This window comes from Streptomyces sp. NPDC046712 (assembly GCF_040645695.1).
Lineage (GTDB): Bacteria > Actinomycetota > Actinomycetes > Streptomycetales > Streptomycetaceae > Streptomyces.
Genome location: NZ_JBEYYW010000004.1, coordinates 166,687 through 186,477, shown reverse-complemented (window position 1 = coordinate 186,477; position 19,791 = coordinate 166,687). Strand labels below are relative to the sequence as shown.

General features: G+C 69.1%; 19 protein-coding genes and 1 tRNA gene. 18 read left to right on the top strand and 2 right to left on the bottom strand.

Translation table 11 applies throughout. The features are described 5' to 3' along the window. The first annotated feature begins 53 nt into the window (after positions 1 to 53). From ABZ939_RS07425 to ABZ939_RS07395, 7 genes are all read left to right on the top strand, one after another. Positions 54 to 242 (top strand): hypothetical protein, encoded by a 189-nt coding sequence (locus ABZ939_RS07425; RefSeq protein WP_361850307.1) that lies wholly within the window; start codon positions 54 to 56, stop codon positions 240 to 242. A gap of 11 nt (positions 243 to 253) precedes the next feature. After that, entirely contained in the window at positions 254 to 850 is a 597-nt protein-coding gene (locus ABZ939_RS07420) for a hypothetical protein (RefSeq protein ID WP_361850305.1), read from the top strand. Between the two features lie 3 nt (positions 851 to 853). Then, positions 854 to 1,360 carry a hypothetical protein gene (locus ABZ939_RS07415; protein WP_361850303.1) on the top strand — a complete coding sequence of 169 codons (507 nt, stop codon included), beginning with the start codon at positions 854 to 856 and terminating at the stop codon, positions 1,358 to 1,360. Positions 1,361 to 1,446: 86 nt separating this feature from the next. After that, positions 1,447 to 2,352: a bifunctional DNA primase/polymerase gene (locus ABZ939_RS07410; RefSeq protein ID WP_361850301.1), complete on the top strand. Its 906-nt coding sequence runs from the start codon at positions 1,447 to 1,449 to the stop codon at positions 2,350 to 2,352. A gap of 109 nt (positions 2,353 to 2,461) precedes the next feature. Then, positions 2,462 to 4,006 carry a YfjI family protein gene (locus ABZ939_RS07405; protein WP_361850299.1) on the top strand — a complete coding sequence of 515 codons (1,545 nt, stop codon included), beginning with the start codon at positions 2,462 to 2,464 and terminating at the stop codon, positions 4,004 to 4,006. A gap of 283 nt (positions 4,007 to 4,289) precedes the next feature. Further along, a complete protein-coding gene (locus ABZ939_RS07400) occupies positions 4,290 to 4,505 on the top strand; it encodes a helix-turn-helix domain-containing protein (RefSeq protein WP_361850708.1) in 216 nt (71 codons plus the stop codon). A gap of 86 nt (positions 4,506 to 4,591) precedes the next feature. Continuing rightward, positions 4,592 to 5,965 carry a site-specific integrase gene (locus ABZ939_RS07395; RefSeq protein WP_361850297.1) on the top strand — a complete coding sequence of 458 codons (1,374 nt, stop codon included), beginning with the start codon at positions 4,592 to 4,594 and terminating at the stop codon, positions 5,963 to 5,965. Positions 5,966 to 6,053: 88 nt separating this feature from the next. On the opposite strand, the gene ABZ939_RS07390 is transcribed toward ABZ939_RS07395, so the two are convergent. Continuing rightward, positions 6,054 to 6,251, bottom strand: coding sequence for a hypothetical protein (locus tag ABZ939_RS07390; protein ID WP_361850295.1), 198 nt, complete (start codon positions 6,249 to 6,251; stop codon positions 6,054 to 6,056). Positions 6,252 to 6,521: 270 nt separating this feature from the next. On the opposite strand from ABZ939_RS07390, the gene ABZ939_RS07385 reads away from it, so the two are divergent. Beyond that, a complete protein-coding gene (locus tag ABZ939_RS07385) occupies positions 6,522 to 7,280 on the top strand; it encodes a hypothetical protein (RefSeq protein WP_361850293.1) in 759 nt (252 codons plus the stop codon). 137 nt (positions 7,281 to 7,417) lie between these two features. On the opposite strand, the gene ABZ939_RS07380 is transcribed toward ABZ939_RS07385, so the two are convergent. Continuing rightward, positions 7,418 to 7,489, bottom strand: a tRNA-Arg gene (locus ABZ939_RS07380). A gap of 111 nt (positions 7,490 to 7,600) precedes the next feature. On the opposite strand from ABZ939_RS07380, the gene ABZ939_RS07375 reads away from it, so the two are divergent. The 10 genes from ABZ939_RS07375 (at position 7,601) to prfA (ending at position 19,746) form a co-directional block, all read left to right on the top strand. Further along, on the top strand, positions 7,601 to 8,128 hold the full coding sequence (locus ABZ939_RS07375; RefSeq protein ID WP_361850291.1) for a response regulator: 528 nt from the start codon (positions 7,601 to 7,603) through the stop codon (positions 8,126 to 8,128). Positions 8,129 to 8,290: 162 nt separating this feature from the next. Continuing rightward, positions 8,291 to 9,292, top strand: coding sequence for an ArgS-related anticodon-binding protein NrtL (gene nrtL, locus ABZ939_RS07370; protein WP_361850289.1), 1,002 nt, complete (start codon positions 8,291 to 8,293; stop codon positions 9,290 to 9,292). 12 nt (positions 9,293 to 9,304) lie between these two features. Next, the gene (gene lysA / locus ABZ939_RS07365) at positions 9,305 to 10,696 is read left to right on the top strand and encodes a diaminopimelate decarboxylase (RefSeq protein WP_361850287.1); all 1,392 of its coding nucleotides are present in this window, start codon (positions 9,305 to 9,307) and stop codon (positions 10,694 to 10,696) included. Between the two features lie 104 nt (positions 10,697 to 10,800). After that, positions 10,801 to 12,093, top strand: coding sequence for a homoserine dehydrogenase (locus ABZ939_RS07360; protein WP_361850285.1), 1,293 nt, complete (start codon positions 10,801 to 10,803; stop codon positions 12,091 to 12,093). Positions 12,094 to 12,099: 6 nt separating this feature from the next. Then, positions 12,100 to 13,170, top strand: a complete 1,071-nt coding sequence (gene thrC / locus ABZ939_RS07355; RefSeq protein WP_361850283.1) for a threonine synthase — start codon at positions 12,100 to 12,102, stop codon at positions 13,168 to 13,170. Between the two features lie 357 nt (positions 13,171 to 13,527). Then, on the top strand, positions 13,528 to 14,445 hold the full coding sequence (gene thrB / locus ABZ939_RS07350; RefSeq protein WP_137993333.1) for a homoserine kinase: 918 nt from the start codon (positions 13,528 to 13,530) through the stop codon (positions 14,443 to 14,445). A gap of 384 nt (positions 14,446 to 14,829) precedes the next feature. Further along, positions 14,830 to 16,839, top strand: coding sequence for a transcription termination factor Rho (gene rho / locus ABZ939_RS07345; RefSeq protein ID WP_361850280.1), 2,010 nt, complete (start codon positions 14,830 to 14,832; stop codon positions 16,837 to 16,839). Positions 16,840 to 17,106: 267 nt separating this feature from the next. Next, a complete protein-coding gene (locus tag ABZ939_RS07340) occupies positions 17,107 to 18,198 on the top strand; it encodes an LCP family protein (protein ID WP_361850278.1) in 1,092 nt (363 codons plus the stop codon). 155 nt (positions 18,199 to 18,353) lie between these two features. Continuing rightward, positions 18,354 to 18,572: a 50S ribosomal protein L31 gene (gene rpmE, locus ABZ939_RS07335; RefSeq protein ID WP_046909139.1), complete on the top strand. Its 219-nt coding sequence runs from the start codon at positions 18,354 to 18,356 to the stop codon at positions 18,570 to 18,572. A 97-nt stretch (positions 18,573 to 18,669) separates the two neighbouring features. Then, positions 18,670 to 19,746, top strand: coding sequence for a peptide chain release factor 1 (gene prfA / locus ABZ939_RS07330; protein ID WP_361850276.1), 1,077 nt, complete (start codon positions 18,670 to 18,672; stop codon positions 19,744 to 19,746). The last annotated feature ends 45 nt before the right edge of the window (positions 19,747 to 19,791 follow it).

Genomic DNA, 19,791 nt, shown 5'->3' with positions numbered 1-19,791 from the left:
GTGTCCGCAGCTTAGCCAGCCGCCCCGAACCACCGTCAAAGGAGTTCCCCAGCATGGCCGTCACCGTCTCCCTGGTCCTGCTCTTCGGCCTTGTCCTGTTCTTCCTCCTGCGCTCCAAGACCCTCGGCTACGGCTCCGCATTCATCGCCGTGATGTTCGGGTTCTTCCTCGCCTCCACCGGCGCCTCCGGACCCATCAACAACCTCGCCACCGCCGTCATCGACGCCATTCCCAACCTGTAGGGAGCCCCGTCATGAACGAACCGATCCTCGCCCGCCACTGGCTCGCCCACGTCACCCCGAAAGCAGCCCCCGCGGTCGCCACGTCCACGGTGCTGATCCTCGGCCGGATCTGGAATGCCAACGGCGCCGAACACTCCACTGGCAACGCAGCCCTCATAGTCGTGCTCGCCGCCGGGGCCGCGGCGGCCGGCACGTGCGCGGCCGGCCGCCTCGGGGACAGCGTCATCGCCGGAACCGGCTTCGCCGCCTCCGGCGGACTCGCCCTCGCCGGAGTCGCCGGATACGCCGACGGCCTCTCCCTGCCCCTGCTGCTCTGGGCACTCGCCACAGCCGTCGCCTACGGGCTCGCCGCCCGCTACTGGCGCACCGACCGCCGCGACACCACCGCTCACGAGCGCCGCACCACCGAGCGCCGCGAGGACCACGCCCACATCGAGCGCGTCGAAGCTCTGCGCGCCGGAGCACAGATCGAAGTCGCCCGCTCCGGCGCCGCCTACGCCGAACAGCTCGCCACCGCCCTCATCACGCGTGCAGCCCTGCCCGGATTCGACCCCAAGGCACTCACCAACGCCGGACTCCCCGTCATCGACACCACCAAGGAGGACTGACCCATGTTCGAGATCCGCGTCATCTGCGACCCTGCCGACGCCGAGCGGGTCACCACCACGCTCGCGGAGACGTTCACGACCGGAGCCGTCAGGCGCTCGCCCTCTCGCGCCTCGGACAAGGCGCGGCTGTACGTCACCGCCGAGCACCGCGAGGCGTGGCCGACGCCGGAGCAGGCGTACGCGCTCGCCCCGAGCATCGTCAGCGAGATCGGCTGGACCGCGAAGCGGGCTCGCGAGGCTCTGTGGCCCATCCGCGCCGCGAACATCCGCGAGTTCTGGCTCCGCAAGGCCGCATTGCTCGACCGCATCGCCCTGGACGACGGGACGGCCAGCATTCACACCGACGTCCTCGAGCTCGCGCTCAACGCCGCCCGCCAGCTCCTGGACGTCGACCGCGACGGAGACGGGAACTACGGCGGCACCCCGTACTGGCCCGAGCACCCCCAAGCCATCGCCAACCCCCGCGGCTACGTCCGCCAGGAATACGCCCAGTGGGCGAAACACCAGTAGGTACGCCCGAGGCGGTCGCCTCTCTCCAAAGACCGCGACCGCCTCGGCTCTCTCCGTCCCTTCGAAGAAACAGGAGAACCACCAGCATGACCCATCCGATCCCGATCCGGCGAGACGGCCACCGGCCGCCCCTGTTGGACGCCGCGTTGGACCTTGCGAGGGCCGGTGTGCCGGTGCTGCCGCTACGGGAAGGAAAGGTTCCGTTCGGAAACTGCCGAGCCTGCGCCGACGGTGCCTGTGGAGACCGCCCCCATATGAAGAAGGCGGGCCCCTGCCGTTGCCCGCTGGTGTGCCACGGCTGGGCCGCCGCGACTACCAACACTGATGTGCTCTCCTCTGCCGTGTGGGCCCCGGCATGGCGCCGGGCCGTGGCCGTGGCCTACCACCCGGCCGGAGCTGGGCTGACGGTCGTCGACCTGGACGACGCCGACGCCATCGACTGGGCCCGCGAGACCCTGCCCGCCACCAAGACAGTGCCCACGACGCGCGGGGAGCACTGGATCTACCGGGGAACGATGGGCTCCGCCAATCACGTCCGGCCGGGCGTGGACATCAAGTCCCGGATGGCCTACGCACGCTGGCTCGGCCCCGGAACCGGCACCATCACGCAGCTACCGGCGGCCGTCCTCGCGCTCACCGAGAGGGAAGAGACCACTCCACCCGGCAGGGGAGTGGACTCTTCGCTTCCGACCCGCGCCACATGGGACCGCAGCGTGGCCACCGGCTGCCGCCACACCGAGAGCTTCATCCGTACTGGTCTGCAACGGGGTCTTGCCCGTGTCATCACCCATCACGAGAGCGGCGCTGGATCGGCCGCGTACGGGGTCGCCTGCTTCCTTGCCAATCAGCACACCGGCTGCCCCGGACCGTGCGGCCTGGATGCGCTCGGCGAGCAGATCGTGGACGCAGCTGTCTCCGTCGGCGTACCCGAGCCGTACGCCCGTCGCGCCGTCGCCAACGGCCTCCACGCCGCCCTGGGAGCAACGGCATGAGCGCCGCCGAACAGCTCTGGCCCGTACCGGCCGTGGGCGCCTCGAAAGGCGTCGCCGAAGGCGTTCCTTCAGCTCTTGGCCCTGACTCGCAGGAAGGCAGGACAGCAGCATGACCGCGCAGCCCGAGACGGACCTGTGGGCCGGATTCGACCCGCTCACCGCCGAGGACGTCGCCGGACCGGTGTGGGACGAGCCGGTCCCGCTCACCGCCCGCCGCGATCTCCCGACCTTCCCCGTGCACACGCTGCCCGAGTGGCTGGGTGGCATGGTCGCCGCGGTCGCGGAGGAGACGCAGACCCCGGCCGACCTTGCCGGGTGCCTCGCCCTCGCTGTCATCGCCACGGCGGCCGGCGGCCGGGCCGTCGTCAACATCCGCGGCCGGTGGCGTGAGCCGGTCAACATCTACACCGCCGTCGCGCTCGACCCCGGCAACCGCAAGAGCGCCGTGTTCTCCCTGATGACCGATCCGCTCATGGCCGTGGAAAAGGCCCTCGTAGAGCAGTCCGGCCCGGCCCGCGCCGAGGCGGAGACCACTGCCAAGCTCGCAAAGTCCGCAGCCAAGGAGGCCGCGGCCAAGGTGGCCAACGCCGAGCCCGGAATGCGGAACGAACTCACGGCCGAAGCGATCGCGCTCGCGCAAGCCGCCGAGGAGATCCGAGTGCCGTGCAAGCCGCAACTCGTCGCGGACGACGTCACTCAAGAGAGCTTGGCCACGCTCCTGGCCGAGCAGGACGGCCGCATGTCCGTACTCTCGCCAGAGGGCGGGATCTTCGGCATCATCGCGGGCCTCTACTCCGGCACCCCGAACATGGAGATCTTCCTCAAGGGCCACGCCGGCGACATGGTCCGCGTAAACCGGCAGGGCCGCGACTCCCAGCACATCGAGCACCCTGCCGTCACTATGGGCCTCGCGGTGCAGCCCGAAGTCCTGGAATCCATCGGGCAGATCAAGGGCGCCGATGGCCGCGGTCTGCTCGCCCGATTCCTCTACGCCCAACCCGAATCCCTCGTCGGTCGCCGCAACCTCACCCCGGAACTCATCCCGGACGAGGTCGCCGCCGCCTACACCCAGCGCCTCGCCGGACTCGCCATGGCGATGAACGGATGGACGGACCCGGCGGTTCTCACCCTCACCCCCGATGCCGACGGGGTCATGCTCGCCTACCAGAAGATCACTGAAGCCCGCATCGGGAAGGGCGGACCACTCGCCGCGATCGTGAAGTGGGCCAGCAAGCGTGACGGGGCGGTGGCCCGCATTGCGGGACTGCTCCACCTCGCCACTCACCCGGGCGACGGATGGCAGCGCCCCATCGAGGCCGCCACCCTCGCCGCAGCGGCGGAGCTGGGGGACTACTTCACTGCCCACGCTCAGCACGTCTTCGACGCCATGGGCGCCGACCCTGCGCAGGATGCCGCCCACCAAGTCCTCGCACACCTCCGCGACACCCGGGCGACGGGCTTCACCAAGCGCGAGCTGTTCCGCCAGCTCTCCCGCGGCGACTTCCGTGCCATGAGCGACCTCGATCCGGCCCTGACGCTCCTGGAGGAGCACGGATGGCTCCGGCAGCAGCCGCAGCCCCCGCGCACCGGACGCGGTGGCCGGCCGCCCTCGCCCCGCTACGAAACGCACCCCCGCCTCACCCGCAACACCTGACGGAACCCTGGCCGGACAGACAGAACTGACACAACCCCCAGCCCGAGGCGCTGACCTGTGCAAGCAGCCTGCCCGGCGGCTGTGACAGAACCTCCAGAAACTCCGACAGAACCCATCCCGCCCCCCGAGGCCCGGGCATTACAGAACGCCCCGCAGGAGGTTCTGTCGGAGTTTTCGCGAGTTCTGTCACGCACCATCCCGGCGCCGAAAGTGCAGGTCAGCGCCCCACAAGCCAGGTTCTGTCAGTTCTGTCAGCAGTCCCGGCGTTCTCGCATCCCAGTCCATAGCTTCAAGAAGGAGTCTCGCCGTGGCCAAGCCCCGCGACGAAATGCTGACCATCCCGCAGGTGGTCGAGGAAATCGGCGTTCCGCGAGCGACGTTCTACCGCTGGCGGCAGTGCAAGAAGGGGCCCAAATCCATCAAACTCCCGAATGGCTCCGTGCGGATCCGACGGTCTGAACTGACCCGTTGGCTGGAGATGCGAGAGGAATCCGCGTGACGAACAATGCCGCTACTGGGGCAGGTCAGAACCAAGGCCCGGACCCGGAAGGATTCTCGCTCGATGTCCGCCTATGGAACGTGACCATGGCGAAGAGTAAGACCCGCCCATATCAGCTCCGTTGGATTGTCGGGGGCAAGGTCAGCAGCAAGACGTTCGCCACCGTGGCGCTGGCGCAGAGCCGTCGGTCCGAGCTGTGGCTGGCCATGAAGCGAGGCGAGGCGTTTCGGATCAAGGATGGGCTGCCTGAGTCCGAGGTCCGTGCAGCTGAACAGGCTGCAGACTCCGCAGGCGTCCAGGAGGAGTTGCCCTGGCTCTCGTTCTGCCGTGAGTACATGGCGATGCGCTGGCCCACTGCTGCGGCCAAGACTCGCGAGGGCATAGCGGACGGCCTCGCGGCGGTGACCCTGGCCATGGTGGAGCAGGACGAGCAGAGGCCCCAGGCGGAGGAACTGCGCCGTGCTCTCCGCTGGGCTGTCGTCCCCGCAAACGCCGAGCTGGAGCCGCCGGCCGAACTGGACGACGCCCATGAGTGGCTAACCAACAAGTCGCTGATGGTTTCTGCACTGGAAGACCCGAGGGTCCTGCGGGATGTCCAATACCGCCTCTCGTTCAAGCTGGACGGCTCGCCTGCGGCAGGTGAGACCTCGCGTCGAAGGCGCCGAGCCTTGAACACTGCGGTGGAGTACGCGATCGAGCGGAAGCTCCTGGTTGAGAATCCTCTCGCCGCACTCAAGAGGGTGAAGGCCTCTTCATCCGATCGCGTCGACCCACGCGTCCTCGTGAACAAGACCCAGGCCGCTCAATTGCTCGCAGGCGTTTCGTACGTTGGGACGTGGGACCGCAAGAAGGGGCGCCGACTGGTGGCGTTCTTCGCAGCGATGTACTTCGCGGCTCTCCGCCCGAGTGAGGCCGTGGGGCTGCGCAAGTCGGACTGCCACCTCCCTGAGACGGGGTGGGGCACCCTCACAGTTCGCGACACACACCCGGTGTCGGGCAAGCAGTGGACGGACAGCGGCGAACGCCATGACAAGCGCGGACTGAAGTCACGAGAGGCGAAGGACGACCGACCGGTCCCCATTCCGCCGCCACTGGTCGCGATGCTCAGGGCTCACATCAAGGAGTTCGGTACAGCCAAGGACGGCCGGCTCTTCACGAACGAGCGGTTCGGACTCGTCGGCAGCAGCACGTACTGGCGCGTGTGGAAGGACGCCCGGCAGTACGCGCTCCCGCCGGACCTCCAGGCGTCCATCCTGGGCGGCCGGCCATACGACCTGCGACACACCTGCATCACGACGTGGCTGAACGCCGGCGTGCCTGTGGCAGAGGTTGCCCGGCGGGTGGGGAACTCGCCCGAGGTGATCCACCGTGTCTACGAAGGCTGCATTTACGGCCAGGAGGACGCGATGAACAAGAAGATCGAGCAGGAGTTGAACTGGCTGACGGACCATCGCGGCTGAGTGCCTGTTCCTCCTGACCACGGCGAATGCCCAGCGCGTCGATGCTGGGCGTTCGCCGTTTGAGCTGAGCTGGGTTTGCGCGAGCCGCTCATTCGGTGAGGAATCGTCGCATCGTGATTCCCAGCGTGGCTGCCCCAAGGAAGGCCGCACCTCCAGCTCCCAGAGCTCCAGACAGCTGTGAGCCGGTAGTCCAGAAGAGACCTGTCGTAGCGAAGGCGATCGTCAGGGCGCCGATCACGATGATCGCTGCCCACAGGCCACGCTGGGAGGTGTCGATGTTGCTCATATGCGCTCAATCTCCTTCGTTTCGGTCCTTCGGTTGGTAAGAGGAAGGCTGCCAGAAGGTAAAACCGCAGGTCAAACGGCATGTCATGCACTTGTGAAGGAGTCTTAAGGTTGTAGTGCTGGCGTATTTCTCCGTTAGTGCTGTATTGGTTCGGCTGTTGTGACGATGCTTTGAAGCTGTTGTACTGCAACCTAAGAAGGGAGGAACGTCCGTACCCCCGTACCCCGGTACCCCCGCACACCGGTCTCTCCTGCAAGAAGGCAAAAGATCATGGAAAAGCGTGAGCTGCGAGCTGGAGCTGAGGTCCTGCTGGCTGGAGCGGCGAGCCGGTCCAAGCGCAGTGGGAACGTGCCGTTTCCGCCGGCGTTCGTCATTGCAGCGACGAGGGAAGGGACCCCGGCGCCGCTCGCTCGCATGATCCAAGGGGGGCAGGGGGGAGAGGTCCGCCTGCGTCTCTACCTGTGCATCACGATGATGGCGTCGGGTAAGCCCTACGACTTGAAGCCCCCGCCTACTTCGAAGTCATGGGCTGCGCTCCTGGCTCTGGATTCCCGTACCGGCGAGCGACGGGTGACGCGCAACCTGAAGTGGCTTGCGGACAATGGCTTCATTCGGCTGGAGCGGCGTTGGGGGGGTGGGCCACACGCCATCACGTTGCTCAGCGCCACCGGAGACGGCAGTGACTACGTCCGCCCCATCGAGCAGGGTCGCTACGTTGGGGTTCCGGTGGAGTTCTGGACGCAGGGCTGGATTCTGGAACTGTCGCCTACGGCTGCGGCCCTTCTGCTTGTGCTTCTGGAAGCTCTAGGAGGGCACGACGAGGCTCGCTACATCACCACGGAGAGGCGCCACCGCTACGGGCTGTCCTCTGACACGTGGACGAAGGCGACTAAGGAGCTTGCAGGGCATGGCTTGCTGACGGTTGGGCGAGAGCCCCAGGGGAGTTTCTACGACCATCAGCGGTTGAGGAACACGTACTGGCTTGATGTTGAGCGCCTGAAGAAACCCCCCGTGACGCCAAAGGGTTGAGGCGATTCCTCTATCGCAGGTCTAGCGCGGCCTGTGCGTAACAACGACAAAGAGCCGGACCCAGTGGGACTGGGTCCGGCTCTCAATGTCTGGCACTTCCGCAGGTCAGCGGGTTGATCACGCTGGTCCGGCTTCTGTGCCCCCGGCAGGATTCGAACCTGCGCACACGGCTCCGGAGGCCGTTGCTCTATCCCCTGAGCTACGGGGGCGTCCGCCGTGTTCGGCGGCGACGGGTAGAACCCTACCAGCATCCGAGCCGTGCCTGTGAACAGGTATTTCCGTCGCGTCACCGGCCTCTCGTTCCCCCTCACGGGTCGGAAGTGGGCAAAACCCGGACGCAGCCCCTCCCCGCGACCTACTCTCGTCGTGTGTCAGGCGTGTCCGGGCGGGTGCTCGTTGTCGATGACAACCGGGTGATCCGGCAGTTGATCAGGGTCAATCTCGAGCTCGAGGGGTTCGAGGTCGTGACCGCGGCCGATGGTGCCGAGTGTCTGGATGTCGTGCATCAGGTATGTCCTGATGTCGTCACCCTCGATGTCGTCATGCCCCGGCTGGACGGGTTGCGTACCGCCGAGAAGCTGCGGTCCGATCCGAGGACCAGTCATGTGCCCGTCGCCATCGTCAGTGCCTGTACGCAGCACGAGATGGACAACGGAGTCGCGGCCGGCGTCGACGCGTTCCTGGCCAAGCCCTTCGAGCCCGCCGAGCTCGTCCGGGTCGTCCGGCAGCTCATGCACCGGGTCGGGCGGGAGCGGGGCGAGCGCCGCGGTGGACAGGAGGGGCCGTCTGCCGTCGACGGCAGACACGGGGCCGGGCGTGCCGGGAGCCCGAGCGGGTCCCACCCGTAGTCCGGAGCCGGTCCGTAGCCGCGAGCGGGTCCCACCCGTAGTCCCGAGCGGCCCCACCCGTAGCCCCAAGCGGGCCCCACCCGTAGAGGCGTGGCACCTCCGAGTGACCGCATCGCGAAACCGGTTCGCGTTCCGACCCCCCTTCTCCCATACGCTTGTCCCGTGACCCCCGCGGATCTCTCCCTCACCGTGCTGCACGCCGTGCGCCGTGCGGTCGACGATGGTGCGCTGCGGGTCCGGGCCGACGACATGCCCACGGGCGTCAAGGTCGAGCGGCCCCGGCCGGGCGGATGTGGGGACTACGCGAGCAATGTGGCCCTGACCCTCGCGCGGGCCGCCCAGCGCACGCCCCTCGACGTCGCCGCGATCCTCCGCGACCGGCTCGACGCGAGTGCCGGGCTCGCCGCCGTCGAGATCACCGGGCCGGGTTTCCTCAACTTCACCCTCCGCCAGGAGGCGCAGCAGGACCTCGTGCGCGAGATCCTCAGTCTCGGTCCCCGGTACGGGTGGCGCGAGCCCACCGGTGAGACCGTCCGGATCCGTCACCGCGCCGACCTCCGCGCCGCCGTCACCGCCGACGCCCTGCGCCGGATCCTTCGTTCCCAGGGGATCGCGGAGGGGGTATCAGGGTCGATTGCCGATGTCACGCCCCTGCCCGTTCCCCTCACCGCGCGTGAGCTCCATGCCCGCCTCGGCGTCGACGCCGCGCGCTGGGGGCTCCTCTCCGCCGCCGCGCACGACCGGGCCCGCCTCGGCGACGACCTCCTCCACCAGCACGAGGGCAACCCCCTCTTCCGCGTCCGGTACGCCCACTCCCGTACCCGCGCCCTCGTACGGAACGCCGAGCAGTTGGGATTCCGGAGCGAGAGGGGCGAGACGGGCGAGACGTACGAGACCGTGGACGCACCCACGCTCGCGCAGGTCCTCGGCGACCATCCCGTCGTCCTCGCCTCCGCCGCCCGCCACCGCGCCCCCGACCGGGTCGCCCGGCACCTCGAAGCCACCGCCGACGCGCTGCTGGACTTCCAGCACACCGTCCTGCCCCGCGGCGACGAGAAACCCTCGGCCGCCCACCGCTCCCGGCTCGCGCTCGCCGAAGCCGCCGGGGTGGTGCTCGCCGGTGGCCTCTCCCTGCTCGGCATCAGCGCACCCCACCGGATTTGAAAGATTGCAGACATGAGCCGTTCCGCCCACCCCGCCGGGCCCCGTCACGCCGATGTCCTCCCCGAGGGGCACTACACCGCCCCGCCCGCCGACCTGAACGTCCTCGACCCCAAGGTCTGGGCCAGGACCGTCGAGCGCAACGACCGCGGCGTCGTCACCGTCGGCGGCATCGGGGTCGACGAGCTCCGCGAGCAGTTCGGTACCCCCGCCTACTTCCTCGACGAAGCCGACTTCCGCGCCCGGTGCCGCGCCTGGGCCGACGCCTTCGGCACGGAGGCCGATGTCTTCTACGCGGGGAAGGCCTTCCTCTCCCGGGCGATCGTGCGATGGCTGAAGGAGGAGGGGCTGAACCTGGACGTGTGTTCCGGCGGCGAGCTCACCACCGCCCTCTCCGCCGGCATGCCCGCCGAGCGCATCGCCTTCCACGGGAACAACAAGTCCGAGGAAGAGATCCGCAAGGCCGTCGAGGCCGGCGTCGGGCGCATCGTCCTCGACTCCTTCCAGGAGATCGTCCGCGTCGCCCACATCGCCCAGTCCCTCGGCAAGCGGCAGCGCGTCCAGATCCGGGTCACGGTGGGCGTCGAGGCGCACACGCACGAGTTCATCGCCACCGCCCACGAGGACCAGAAGTTCGGTATCGCCCTCGCCGGCGGGCAGGCCGCGGAGGCGGTCCGGCGCGCGCTGAAGCTCGACGGGCTCGAGCTCATCGGGATCCACTCGCACATCGGGTCCCAGATCTTCGACATGGCCGGCTTCGAGGTCTCGGCCCGTCGCGTGGTCCAGCTGCTCGCCGAGGTACGTGACGAGCACGGCATCGAGCTTCCCGAGATCGACCTCGGCGGCGGCCTCGGCATCGCCTACACCTCCGAGGACGACCCGCGCGAGCCGCACCACATCGCCAAGGCGCTGAACGAGATCGTCACGAGGGAATGCGAGGCCGCCGGGCTGGCCACGCCGCGCATCTCCGTCGAGCCCGGTCGCGCGATCGTCGGTCCGACCGCCTTCACCCTGTACGAGGTCGGCACCGTCAAGCCGCTCGAAGGGCTGCGGACGTACGTCTCCGTCGACGGCGGCATGTCGGACAACATCCGCACCGCGCTGTACGACGCCGAGTACAGCGTCGCCCTGGTCTCCCGCACCTCCGACGCCGAGCCCATGCTCACCCGCGTCGTCGGCAAGCACTGTGAGAGCGGTGACATCGTGGTGAGGGACGCGTTCCTGCCCGCGGACGTCGCGCCCGGCGATCTCATCGCCGTACCGGCCACCGGGGCGTACTGCCGCTCCATGGCCAGCAACTACAACCACGCACTCCGCCCGCCCGTCGTCGCAGTCCGCGACGGCGAGGCGCGCGTGATCGTCCGGCGTGAGACGGAGGAAGATCTCCTGCGTCTCGATGTCGGGTGATGAAATAAGCGTCTCAGGATCCGGACGAGGGACAGAAACCCTCGTCCGGTGAGTGAGACTGGTCCAACCGTAGAGATACGAAGTAGTACGAGAAACGAGGTCGGATGATGCGTACGCGTCCGCTGAAGGTGGCGCTGCTGGGCTGTGGTGTGGTCGGCTCAGAGGTGGCGCGCATCATGACGACGCACGCCGACGACCTCGCCGCGCGCATCGGCGCCCCGGTCGAGCTCGCCGGCGTGGCGGTCCGCCGCCCGGACAAGGTCCGTGAGGGCATCCCCGCGGAGCTGATCACCACCGACGCCACCGCCCTGGTCAAACGGGGCGACATCGACGTCGTCGTCGAGGTCATCGGCGGGGTCGAGCCCGCCCGCACCCTCATCACCACCGCCTTCGAGCACGGCGTCTCCGTCGTCTCGGCCAACAAGGCGCTCCTCGCCCAGGACGGCGCGAACCTCTACGCCTCCGCCGACCAGCACGGGCAGGATCTCTACTACGAAGCGGCCGTCGCGGGGGCCATTCCCCTCATCCGGCCGCTGCGCGAGTCCCTCGCCGGCGACAAGATCAACCGTGTGATGGGCATCGTCAACGGCACGACGAACTTCATCCTCGACAAGATGGACACGTCCGGCGCGGGGTACTCCGAGGCCCTGGACGAGGCCACCGCCCTCGGGTACGCCGAGGCCGATCCGACCGCCGACGTCGAGGGCTTCGACGCCGCCGCGAAGGCCGCCATCCTCGCCGGTATCGCCTTCCACACCCGCGTACGCCTCGACGACGTGTACCGCGAGGGCATGACCGAGGTCACCGCCGCCGACTTCGCCTCCGCCAAGCGCATGGGCTGCACCATCAAGCTGCTCGCCATCTGCGAGCGCTCCGCCGACGGCGGGTCCGTCACCGCGCGCGTGCACCCCGCGATGATCCCGCTGAGCCACCCGCTCGCCTCCGTCCGCGAGGCCTACAACGCGGTCTTCGTCGAGGCCGAGGCCGCCGGGCGGCTCATGTTCTACGGCCCCGGCGCCGGCGGTTCTCCGACCGCCTCGGCCGTCCTCGGCGACCTGGTCGCCGTGTGCCGCAACAAGCTCAACGAGGCCACCGGCCCCGGCGAGTCCGCGTACACCCAGCTGCCCGTGAGCCCCATGGGCGACGTGGTGACGCGGTACCACATCAGCCTCGACGTGGCCGACAAGCCTGGCGTACTCGCCCAGGTCGCGACGGTCTTCGCCGAGCACGGCGTATCGATCGATACGGTCCGCCAGCAGGGCAAGGACGGCGAGGCCTCCCTCGTCGTCGTCACCCACCGCGCGCCCGACGCCGCCCTCTCCGGGACCGTCGAGGCGCTGCGCAAGCTCGACACCGTGCGCGGTGTCGCCAGCATCATGCGTGTTGAAGGGGAGTAAGGACCCATGACCAGCAAGGGCACCCACCAGTGGCGCGGCATCATCGAGGAGTACCGGGACCGCCTTCCGGTCACGGACGCGACGCCGGTCGTCACGCTCCGTGAGGGCGGTACGCCGCTCGTCCCCGCTCAGGTCCTCTCCGAGCGCACGGGCTGCGAGGTGCACCTCAAGGTCGAGGGCGCCAACCCCACCGGTTCCTTCAAGGACCGCGGTATGACCATGGCCATCTCCAAGGCCAAGGAGGAGGGCGCGCAGGCCGTCATCTGCGCGTCCACCGGCAACACCTCGGCGTCCGCGGCGGCTTACGCGGTACGCGCCGGGATGGTGTCCGCCGTCCTCGTGCCGCAGGGCAAGATCGCGCTCGGCAAGATGGGCCAGGCCCTCGTGCACGGCGCGAAGATCCTCCAGGTCGACGGCAACTTCGACGACTGCCTGGACCTGGCCCGCGCGCTCTCGGACAACTACCCGGTGGCGCTGGTCAATTCCGTCAATCCGGTCCGGATCGAGGGGCAGAAGACCGCCGCGTTCGAGATCGTGGACATGCTGGGCGACGCCCCCGACATCCACGTGCTGCCCGTGGGCAACGCCGGCAACATCACGGCGTACTGGAAGGGGTACCGGGAGTACGCCGCGGACGGTCTGGCGACGCACACGCCGCGCATGTGGGGCTTCCAGGCCTCCGGCTCCGCGCCGCTCGTGCGCGGCGAGGTCGTCAAGGACCCGTCGACCATCGCCACCGCGATCCGCATCGGAAACCCGGCCTCCTGGGACTTCGCGATCGCCGCGCGGGACGAGTCCGGCGGTTTCATCGACGAGGTGACGGACCGTGAGATCCTGCGCGCCTACCGGCTGTTGGCCGCCCAGGAGGGCGTCTTCGTGGAGCCCGCCTCGGCCGCGTCCGTCGCCGGTCTGCTGAAGGCCGCCGAGCAGGGCAAGGTCGACCCGGGCCAGCGGATCGTCTGCACCGTCACCGGCAACGGCCTGAAGGACCCCGACTGGGCCGTCGCCGGCGCGCCCCAGCCGGTCACCGTCCCGGTCGACGCGGCGGCCGCCGCCGAGCGCCTCGGCCTGGCCTGACGCCCCCGGCCTGAAGTGTCCGGCCCGACACGTCCGACCGGACACGTCGGGCCCGACAAGACTGGCCTGATCCACCCCTGCCTGGCCTGATCCGGCCCCTCCGCGAGGAGAGGCCACCGGGTGAAACCCGATCAGGAACGTACATAGGCGCACAGGATGGCTCGCGACACGCATCGTGCGCCTCCTGTGCGCCCTATGTCGCCACAGAACCTTCCTTCGATAGGCTGTACTCAACCCGCCCCGTTGCATATGCGCGGTGTCGTTGCCGTTGTCGCCCCCGAGGCAGACGCGGCCCCCGGGTTTCCGTGTACTTCTCTTGAAATCCCGTAGTCGCAAGTCAAGGAGAGTCATCGAGCGATGGCCGGTCCCGCGTTCCGCGCCGCCGCCGTACGGGTGCGCGTTCCCGCCACCAGCGCCAACCTCGGCCCGGGCTTCGATGCCTTCGGCCTGTCGCTGGGTCTCTACGACGACGTCGTCGTCCGGGTCGCCGACTCCGGGCTGCACATCGACATCGCCGGCGAGGGCGCCGACACGCTCCCGCGCGACGAGAGCCACCTGCTCGTACGCTCCCTGCGCACGGCCTTCGACCTGCTCGGCGGACAGCCGCGCGGCCTCGAGGTCGTCTGCGCCAACCGCATCCCGCACGGCCGCGGCCTCGGCTCCTCCTCCGCCGCCATCTGCGCCGGCATCGTCGCCGCCCGCGCCGTGACCATAGGCGGAGACGCCCGCCTCGACGAGGCCGCCCTGCTCGAACTCGCCACGGAGATCGAGGGGCACCCCGACAACGTCGCCGCCTGCCTGCTCGGCGGCTTCACGCTCGCCTGGACCGAGTCCGGCGCCGCGCGGGCGATCAGGATGGACCCCTCGGATTCCATCGTTCCGGTGGTTTTCGTCCCCGGTAAGCCCGTGCTGACCGAGACCGCCCGCGGTCTGCTGCCGCGCACCGTCCCGCACGTCGACGCCGCGGCCAACGCCGGGCGCGCCGCGCTCCTCGTGGAGGCGCTGACCCGCCGCCCCGAGCTGCTGCTCGCGGCCACCGAGGACCGGCTGCACCAGGAGTACCGGGCTCCCGCGATGCCCGAGAGCATCGCCCTTGTGAACCGGCTGCGGGCGGACGGAGTCCCCGCGGTCATCTCCGGCGCGGGCCCCACGGTGCTCGCGCTGGCCGAACACGGGACGGCCGACAAGGTCGCCCGGCTGGCGGGCGAGGGATGGGCCGCGAACCGGCTCGACCTCGACGTGTCCGGAGCGAGTGTTCTGCCGCTCGCTTCCTAGGGGCACGAGATTGCCGGTGATGGAGAGGGGGAATGTTTGTTGGAGCCGGTAGTGTTAACCTCAAGTCTGCACCCGACGTTTTTGTGGCGCGGTGCGGAGTGTCCCCATCAGGGACCACCCATTCTTCCGGGAGCCTCCCCAACTGCCTGAGCAGCCTGCCTGAGCAGTTTCGAGCACGCTCCGGAACCGGCACGACACCCCTCGCTCTTCCTATGTGAGGGCCGAGCAGGGGGCCTCGGGCCGGACCCACAGCACGTTTTTTCTCTTCCGCCGTACCCGGCGGGACCACCGCCCCGACACGGTCCACAAGCCAGGACCGTCGTCGGACAGCACAACCGGTCGCCGAGCCAGATGGCCGACGTCCGCTCCAGGGAAGGACCCTTCGTGAGCGACACCACCGATCTGATGGGCGTGACTGCCGACAACAGTGTCGACGCCGCCGCGCCCGCCGCAGGTGCTGCCACTGGCACCACCGCACGGCGCCGCCGCTCCGGCACCGGCCTCGAGGGCATGGTCCTGGCCGAGCTGCAGCAGGTCGCGTCCGGCCTCGGCATCAGGGGCACCGCGCGGATGCGCAAGAGCCAGCTGATCGAGGTCATCAAGGAGGCGCAGGCCGGTGGAGGCTCCGCCCCCGCCAAGGCCGCCGCCGACACGGCTGACACCAAGCCGAAGCGCCGCGCCACCTCCAAGGCCCGCACCGACGCCGCCGCCGAGACCGCTGCCCCCAAGGCGGAGAAGGCCGAGAAGGCCGTCGCCCAGCAGCAGATCGACATCCCCGGCCAGCCGGCCTCCGACGACCAGCCGGCCGGCGAGCGCCGCCGTCGCCGGGCCACCGCGCCCGCCGGCAGCCCGGAGGGCGAGGCCAAGGGCGAGTCCGCCCAGGCCGTGAAGACGGACACCAAGGTGGAGGCCCGTACGGAGTCCCGCACCGAGGCCCGTACGGACGCGTCCGCCGACGCCGCCGTCGACACCGCCGAGGGTCGCGGCCGCCGTGACCGTGGCGAGCGCGGGGACCGCCGTGACCGCGGCGACCGCCAGCGCGACCGCCGTGACCGCGGCAAGGGCGACGACCAGCAGGGCGGTGGCCAGGGCGGCCAGCGTCAGCAGCGTCAGGGCGGCCAGCAGCAGGCCGGCCCGCAGGACGACTTCGACGACGAGGGCGGCCGTCGTGGCCGTCGTGGCCGCTACCGCGACCGCCGTGGCCGTCGTGGCCGTGACGACTTCGCGACCGGTGAGCCGCAGGTCTCCGAGGACGACGTCCTGATCCCCGTCGCGGGCATCCTGGACATCCTCGACAACTACGCGTTCATCCGGACCTCCGGCTACCTGCCCGGCCCGAACGACGTGTACGTCTCCCTCGCCCAGGTCCGCAAGAACGGCCTGCGCAAGGGTGACCACGTCACCGGCGCCGTGCGTCAGCCGAAGGAGGGCGAGCGCCGCGAGAAGTTCAACGCGCTGGTCCGCCTGGACTCCTCGAACGGCATGGCCGCCGATTCCGGCCGTGGCCGCCCGGAGTTCAACAAGCTGACCCCGCTCTACCCGCAGGACCGGCTCCGTCTGGAGACCGACCCGGGTGTGCTGACCACGCGGATCATCGACCTCGTGTCGCCGATCGGCAAGGGCCAGCGAGGTCTGATCGTGGCCCCGCCGAAGACCGGCAAGACCATGATCATGCAGGCGATCGCCAACGCGATCACGCACAACAACCCCGAGTGCCACCTGATGGTCGTCCTGGTCGACGAGCGTCCGGAAGAGGTCACCGACATGCAGCGGTCGGTCAAGGGCGAGGTCATTTCCTCGACCTTCGACCGTCCGGCCGAGGACCACACCACGGTCGCCGAGCTGGCCATCGAGCGCGCCAAGCGCCTCGTGGAGCTGGGTCACGACGTGGTCGTCCTGCTCGACTCGATCACCCGCCTGGGCCGCGCGTACAACCTCGCGGCGCCCGCCTCCGGCCGCATCCTGTCCGGTGGTGTCGACTCGACCGCGCTCTACCCGCCGAAGCGCTTCTTCGGTGCGGCGCGCAACATCGAGGACGGCGGCTCGCTGACCATCCTGGCCACCGCGCTGGTCGACACCGGCTCGCGCATGGACGAGGTGATCTTCGAGGAGTTCAAGGGCACCGGCAACATGGAGCTCAAGCTCGACCGGAAGCTCGCCGACAAGCGCATCTTCCCGGCCGTCGACGTCGACGCCTCGGGTACGCGCAAGGAGGAGATCCTGCTCGGCAGCGACGAGCTCGCCATCACCTGGAAGCTGCGTCGCGTGCTGCACGCGCTCGACCAGCAGCAGGCGATCGAGCTGCTGCTCGACAAGATGAAGCAGACGAAGTCGAACGGCGAGTTCCTGCTGCAGATCCAGAAGACGACTCCCGGAGCCGGCAACAACGACTGAGGCGCTGGGGCGTCACCAGCGCCCCGGAGGCTCAGTCGATGTGAACGACTGAGGCGAGACCTCCGTCACACGGCGGGGAACCGGCCTCCGGGCCGTGACCCCGCCGTGACCTGGACAAACGCACTGCGCCCACCGTGCCTCGCACGGTGGGCGCAGTGCGTTGTGGGCCGTTGCGCTCCGTCGCTCATCCAAACCTCACAGGTTCCTATGCAACCCTTTTGGGCGCTTCGCCGTCACAGAAGGTGAAACTAGGACCTGAGGTAGCAGATGACCGAGCAGAGCAAGGGTGGCCGAATACGGGGCACCGGCCGCCGCCGCAAGCAGCCCACGAAGGGCCGTCGCGCGATGACGGTCGCCGCCTGGGGCGCGGCCGTGCTGGTCGTGGTCGGCGGCTCCGGACTCGGCTACGTCTACTTCAAGCTGAACGGCAACCTCCAGGGCGTCGACATCAACGCCCAGCTCGGCACCGATCGCCCCGACGACGTCGACAACGGCTCGATGGACATCCTCGTCCTGGGCTCCGACTCCCGCTCCGGCGACAACGGCGCGTACGGCAAGGACGAGGGCGGCGCCCGCTCCGACACCGCGATGATCGTCCACGTCTACGAGGGCCACAAGAAGGCCAGTGTCGTCTCCGTCCCGCGCGACACCCTCGTCGACCGCCCCGCCTGCTCCGACGCGAAGGGCACCACCGTCGCCGGCGAGAAGCGGGCGATGTTCAACACCGCGTACGAGGTGGGCGGACCGGCCTGCGCCGTGAAGACCGTCGAGTCGATGTCCGGCATCCGCATGGACCACTACATCGAGGTGGACTTCACGGGCTTCAAGAAGCTGATCGACAAGCTCGGCGGCGTGCGGATCACCACGACCGAGCGCATCACGGACGACAAGAGCCACCTCGACCTCGCGCCGGGCCCCCACACCCTCGACGGCGAGCAGTCTCTCGGCCTGGTCCGCACCCGCAAGAGCGTCGGAGACGGCAGCGACCTCGGCCGCATCCAGCTCCAGCAGGCCTTCATGAAGGCGTTCATCGACCAGGTCAAGGACGTCGGGGTGTTCTCCGACCCGAAGAAGCTCCTGGACATCGCCGACACGGCCACCAAGGCCATCACGCCCGACTCCGAGCTCGACTCGGTCAACGAACTCATGGACTTCGCCAAGGGGCTCTCAGGACTCGGCGCCGAGGACGTCCAGATGATCACGATGCCGGTCGAGTACGACCCCGCCGACCCGAACCGGGTCATCCCGCTGGAAGCACAGTCCCGGCAGGTCTGGCAGGCGCTCAAGAACGACAGGCCCATCCCCGCCTCCGCGACGAAGGACTCGGCCACCGGCAAGGCCGCAGGCCTCGTGAAATAGCCCGCAGGCGGCCGTCTCGCCGACCCCGGAATAGTTTCACCACGGACCCGGTTTTGGGAGATACGGCCGGTCCTGGCAGACTGGTACGTCGGCCCCGGTTCACGCAGGTGCATCCCGCACAGCGACCCGGCGCCCTCCCGAAACTAGGAGACACCTTGAAGCGCGAGATCCACCCCGAGTACGTCGAGACCCAGGTCAGCTGCACCTGCGGCGCGTCGTTCACCACTCGTAGCACCCTGACCGAGGGCACCATCCGTGCCGAGGTCTGCTCCGAGTGCCACCCGTTCTACACGGGCAAGCAGAAGATCCTCGACACCGGCGGCCGCGTCGCCCGCTTCGAGGCCCGCTTCGGCAAGGCTGCGGCCAAGAAGTAGCACGTCACTGCGCCGGTCCTTGGTCGCTCCCGCAGGGGGCACCGGACCGGCGCTTTGCCGTCCCCGCAGTCCGTTCGTACGAAAACAGGAGCCCCCGATGTTCGAGGCGGTCGAGGAACTGATCGGCGAGCACGCCGATCTCGAGAAGAAGCTCGCTGACCCTTCGGTCCACGCGGACCAGGCCAACGCGCGCAAGCTGAACAAGCGTTACGCCGAGCTGACCCCGATCGTCGCCGTCTACCGTGCCTGGAAGCAGAACGGTGACGACATCGAGACCGCCCGCGAGCTGATGCACGACGACCCCGACTTCGCGGCCGAGGTCAAGGAGCTGGAGAAGCAGCGCGAGGAGATGACCGACAAGCTGCGGCTGCTGCTCGTCCCGCGCGACCCCAGCGACGACAAGGACGTCATCCTGGAGATCAAGGCCGGCGCGGGCGGCGACGAGTCCGCCCTGTTCGCCGGCGACCTCCTGCGGATGTACCTGCGCTACGCCGAGCGCGTCGGCTGGAAGACCGAGATCATCGACTCCACCGAGTCCGAGCTCGGCGGCTACAAGGACGTCCAGGTCGCCGTGAAGACCAAGGGCGGCAACGGCGCGACCGAGCCCGGCCAGGGCGTCTGGGCGCGGCTGAAGTACGAGGGCGGGGTGCACCGCGTGCAGCGCGTGCCCGCCACCGAGTCGGCCGGCCGGATCCACACCTCCGCCGCAGGCGTCCTCGTGACCCCCGAGGCCGAGGAGATCGACGTCGAGATCCACGCCAACGACCTGCGCATCGACGTGTACCGCTCCTCCGGTCCCGGCGGCCAGTCCGTCAACACGACCGACTCCGCGGTCCGCATCACGCACCTGCCGACCGGCATCGTCGCCTCCTGCCAGAACGAGAAGAGCCAGCTCCAGAACAAGGAGCAGGCCATGCGTATCCTCCGGTCGCGGCTGCTCGCCGCCGCCCAGGAGGAGGCCGAGTCCAAGGCCGCCGACGCTCGCCGCAGCCAGGTCCGTACGGTCGACCGGTCCGAGAAGATCCGGACGTACAACTTCCCGGAAAACCGGATCTCGGACCACCGGGTCGGCTTCAAGGCGTACAACTTGGACCAGGTGCTCGACGGCGACCTGGACGCGATGATCCAGGCCTGCGTCGACGCCGACTCCGCTGCGAAGCTCGCCGCGGCGTAAGTTCCGTAAGCCCCACCCCGTACGCCCCGTACCACGGAGGACCAG

What these genes read in the sequence shown, in the direction of transcription:
- ABZ939_RS07390 (WP_361850295.1), bottom strand. Translation starts at nt 6,251, where the DNA reads ATGAGCAACATCGACACCTCCCAGCGTGGCCTGTGGGCAGCGATCATC.
- ABZ939_RS07340 (WP_361850278.1), top strand. Translation starts at nt 17,107, where the DNA reads ATGACCGAGCAGAGCAAGGGTGGCCGAATACGGGGCACCGGCCGCCGC.
- ABZ939_RS07395 (WP_361850297.1), top strand. Translation starts at nt 4,592, where the DNA reads ATGGCGAAGAGTAAGACCCGCCCATATCAGCTCCGTTGGATTGTCGGG.
- lysA (WP_361850287.1), top strand. Translation starts at nt 9,305, where the DNA reads ATGAGCCGTTCCGCCCACCCCGCCGGGCCCCGTCACGCCGATGTCCTC.
- thrB (WP_137993333.1), top strand. Translation starts at nt 13,528, where the DNA reads ATGGCCGGTCCCGCGTTCCGCGCCGCCGCCGTACGGGTGCGCGTTCCC.
- ABZ939_RS07420 (WP_361850305.1), top strand. Translation starts at nt 254, where the DNA reads ATGAACGAACCGATCCTCGCCCGCCACTGGCTCGCCCACGTCACCCCG.
- ABZ939_RS07415 (WP_361850303.1), top strand. Translation starts at nt 854, where the DNA reads ATGTTCGAGATCCGCGTCATCTGCGACCCTGCCGACGCCGAGCGGGTC.
- ABZ939_RS07410 (WP_361850301.1), top strand. Translation starts at nt 1,447, where the DNA reads ATGACCCATCCGATCCCGATCCGGCGAGACGGCCACCGGCCGCCCCTG.
- thrC (WP_361850283.1), top strand. Translation starts at nt 12,100, where the DNA reads ATGACCAGCAAGGGCACCCACCAGTGGCGCGGCATCATCGAGGAGTAC.
- prfA (WP_361850276.1), top strand. Translation starts at nt 18,670, where the DNA reads ATGTTCGAGGCGGTCGAGGAACTGATCGGCGAGCACGCCGATCTCGAG.
- ABZ939_RS07385 (WP_361850293.1), top strand. Translation starts at nt 6,522, where the DNA reads ATGGAAAAGCGTGAGCTGCGAGCTGGAGCTGAGGTCCTGCTGGCTGGA.
- ABZ939_RS07405 (WP_361850299.1), top strand. Translation starts at nt 2,462, where the DNA reads ATGACCGCGCAGCCCGAGACGGACCTGTGGGCCGGATTCGACCCGCTC.
- ABZ939_RS07425 (WP_361850307.1), top strand. Translation starts at nt 54, where the DNA reads ATGGCCGTCACCGTCTCCCTGGTCCTGCTCTTCGGCCTTGTCCTGTTC.
- ABZ939_RS07360 (WP_361850285.1), top strand. Translation starts at nt 10,801, where the DNA reads ATGATGCGTACGCGTCCGCTGAAGGTGGCGCTGCTGGGCTGTGGTGTG.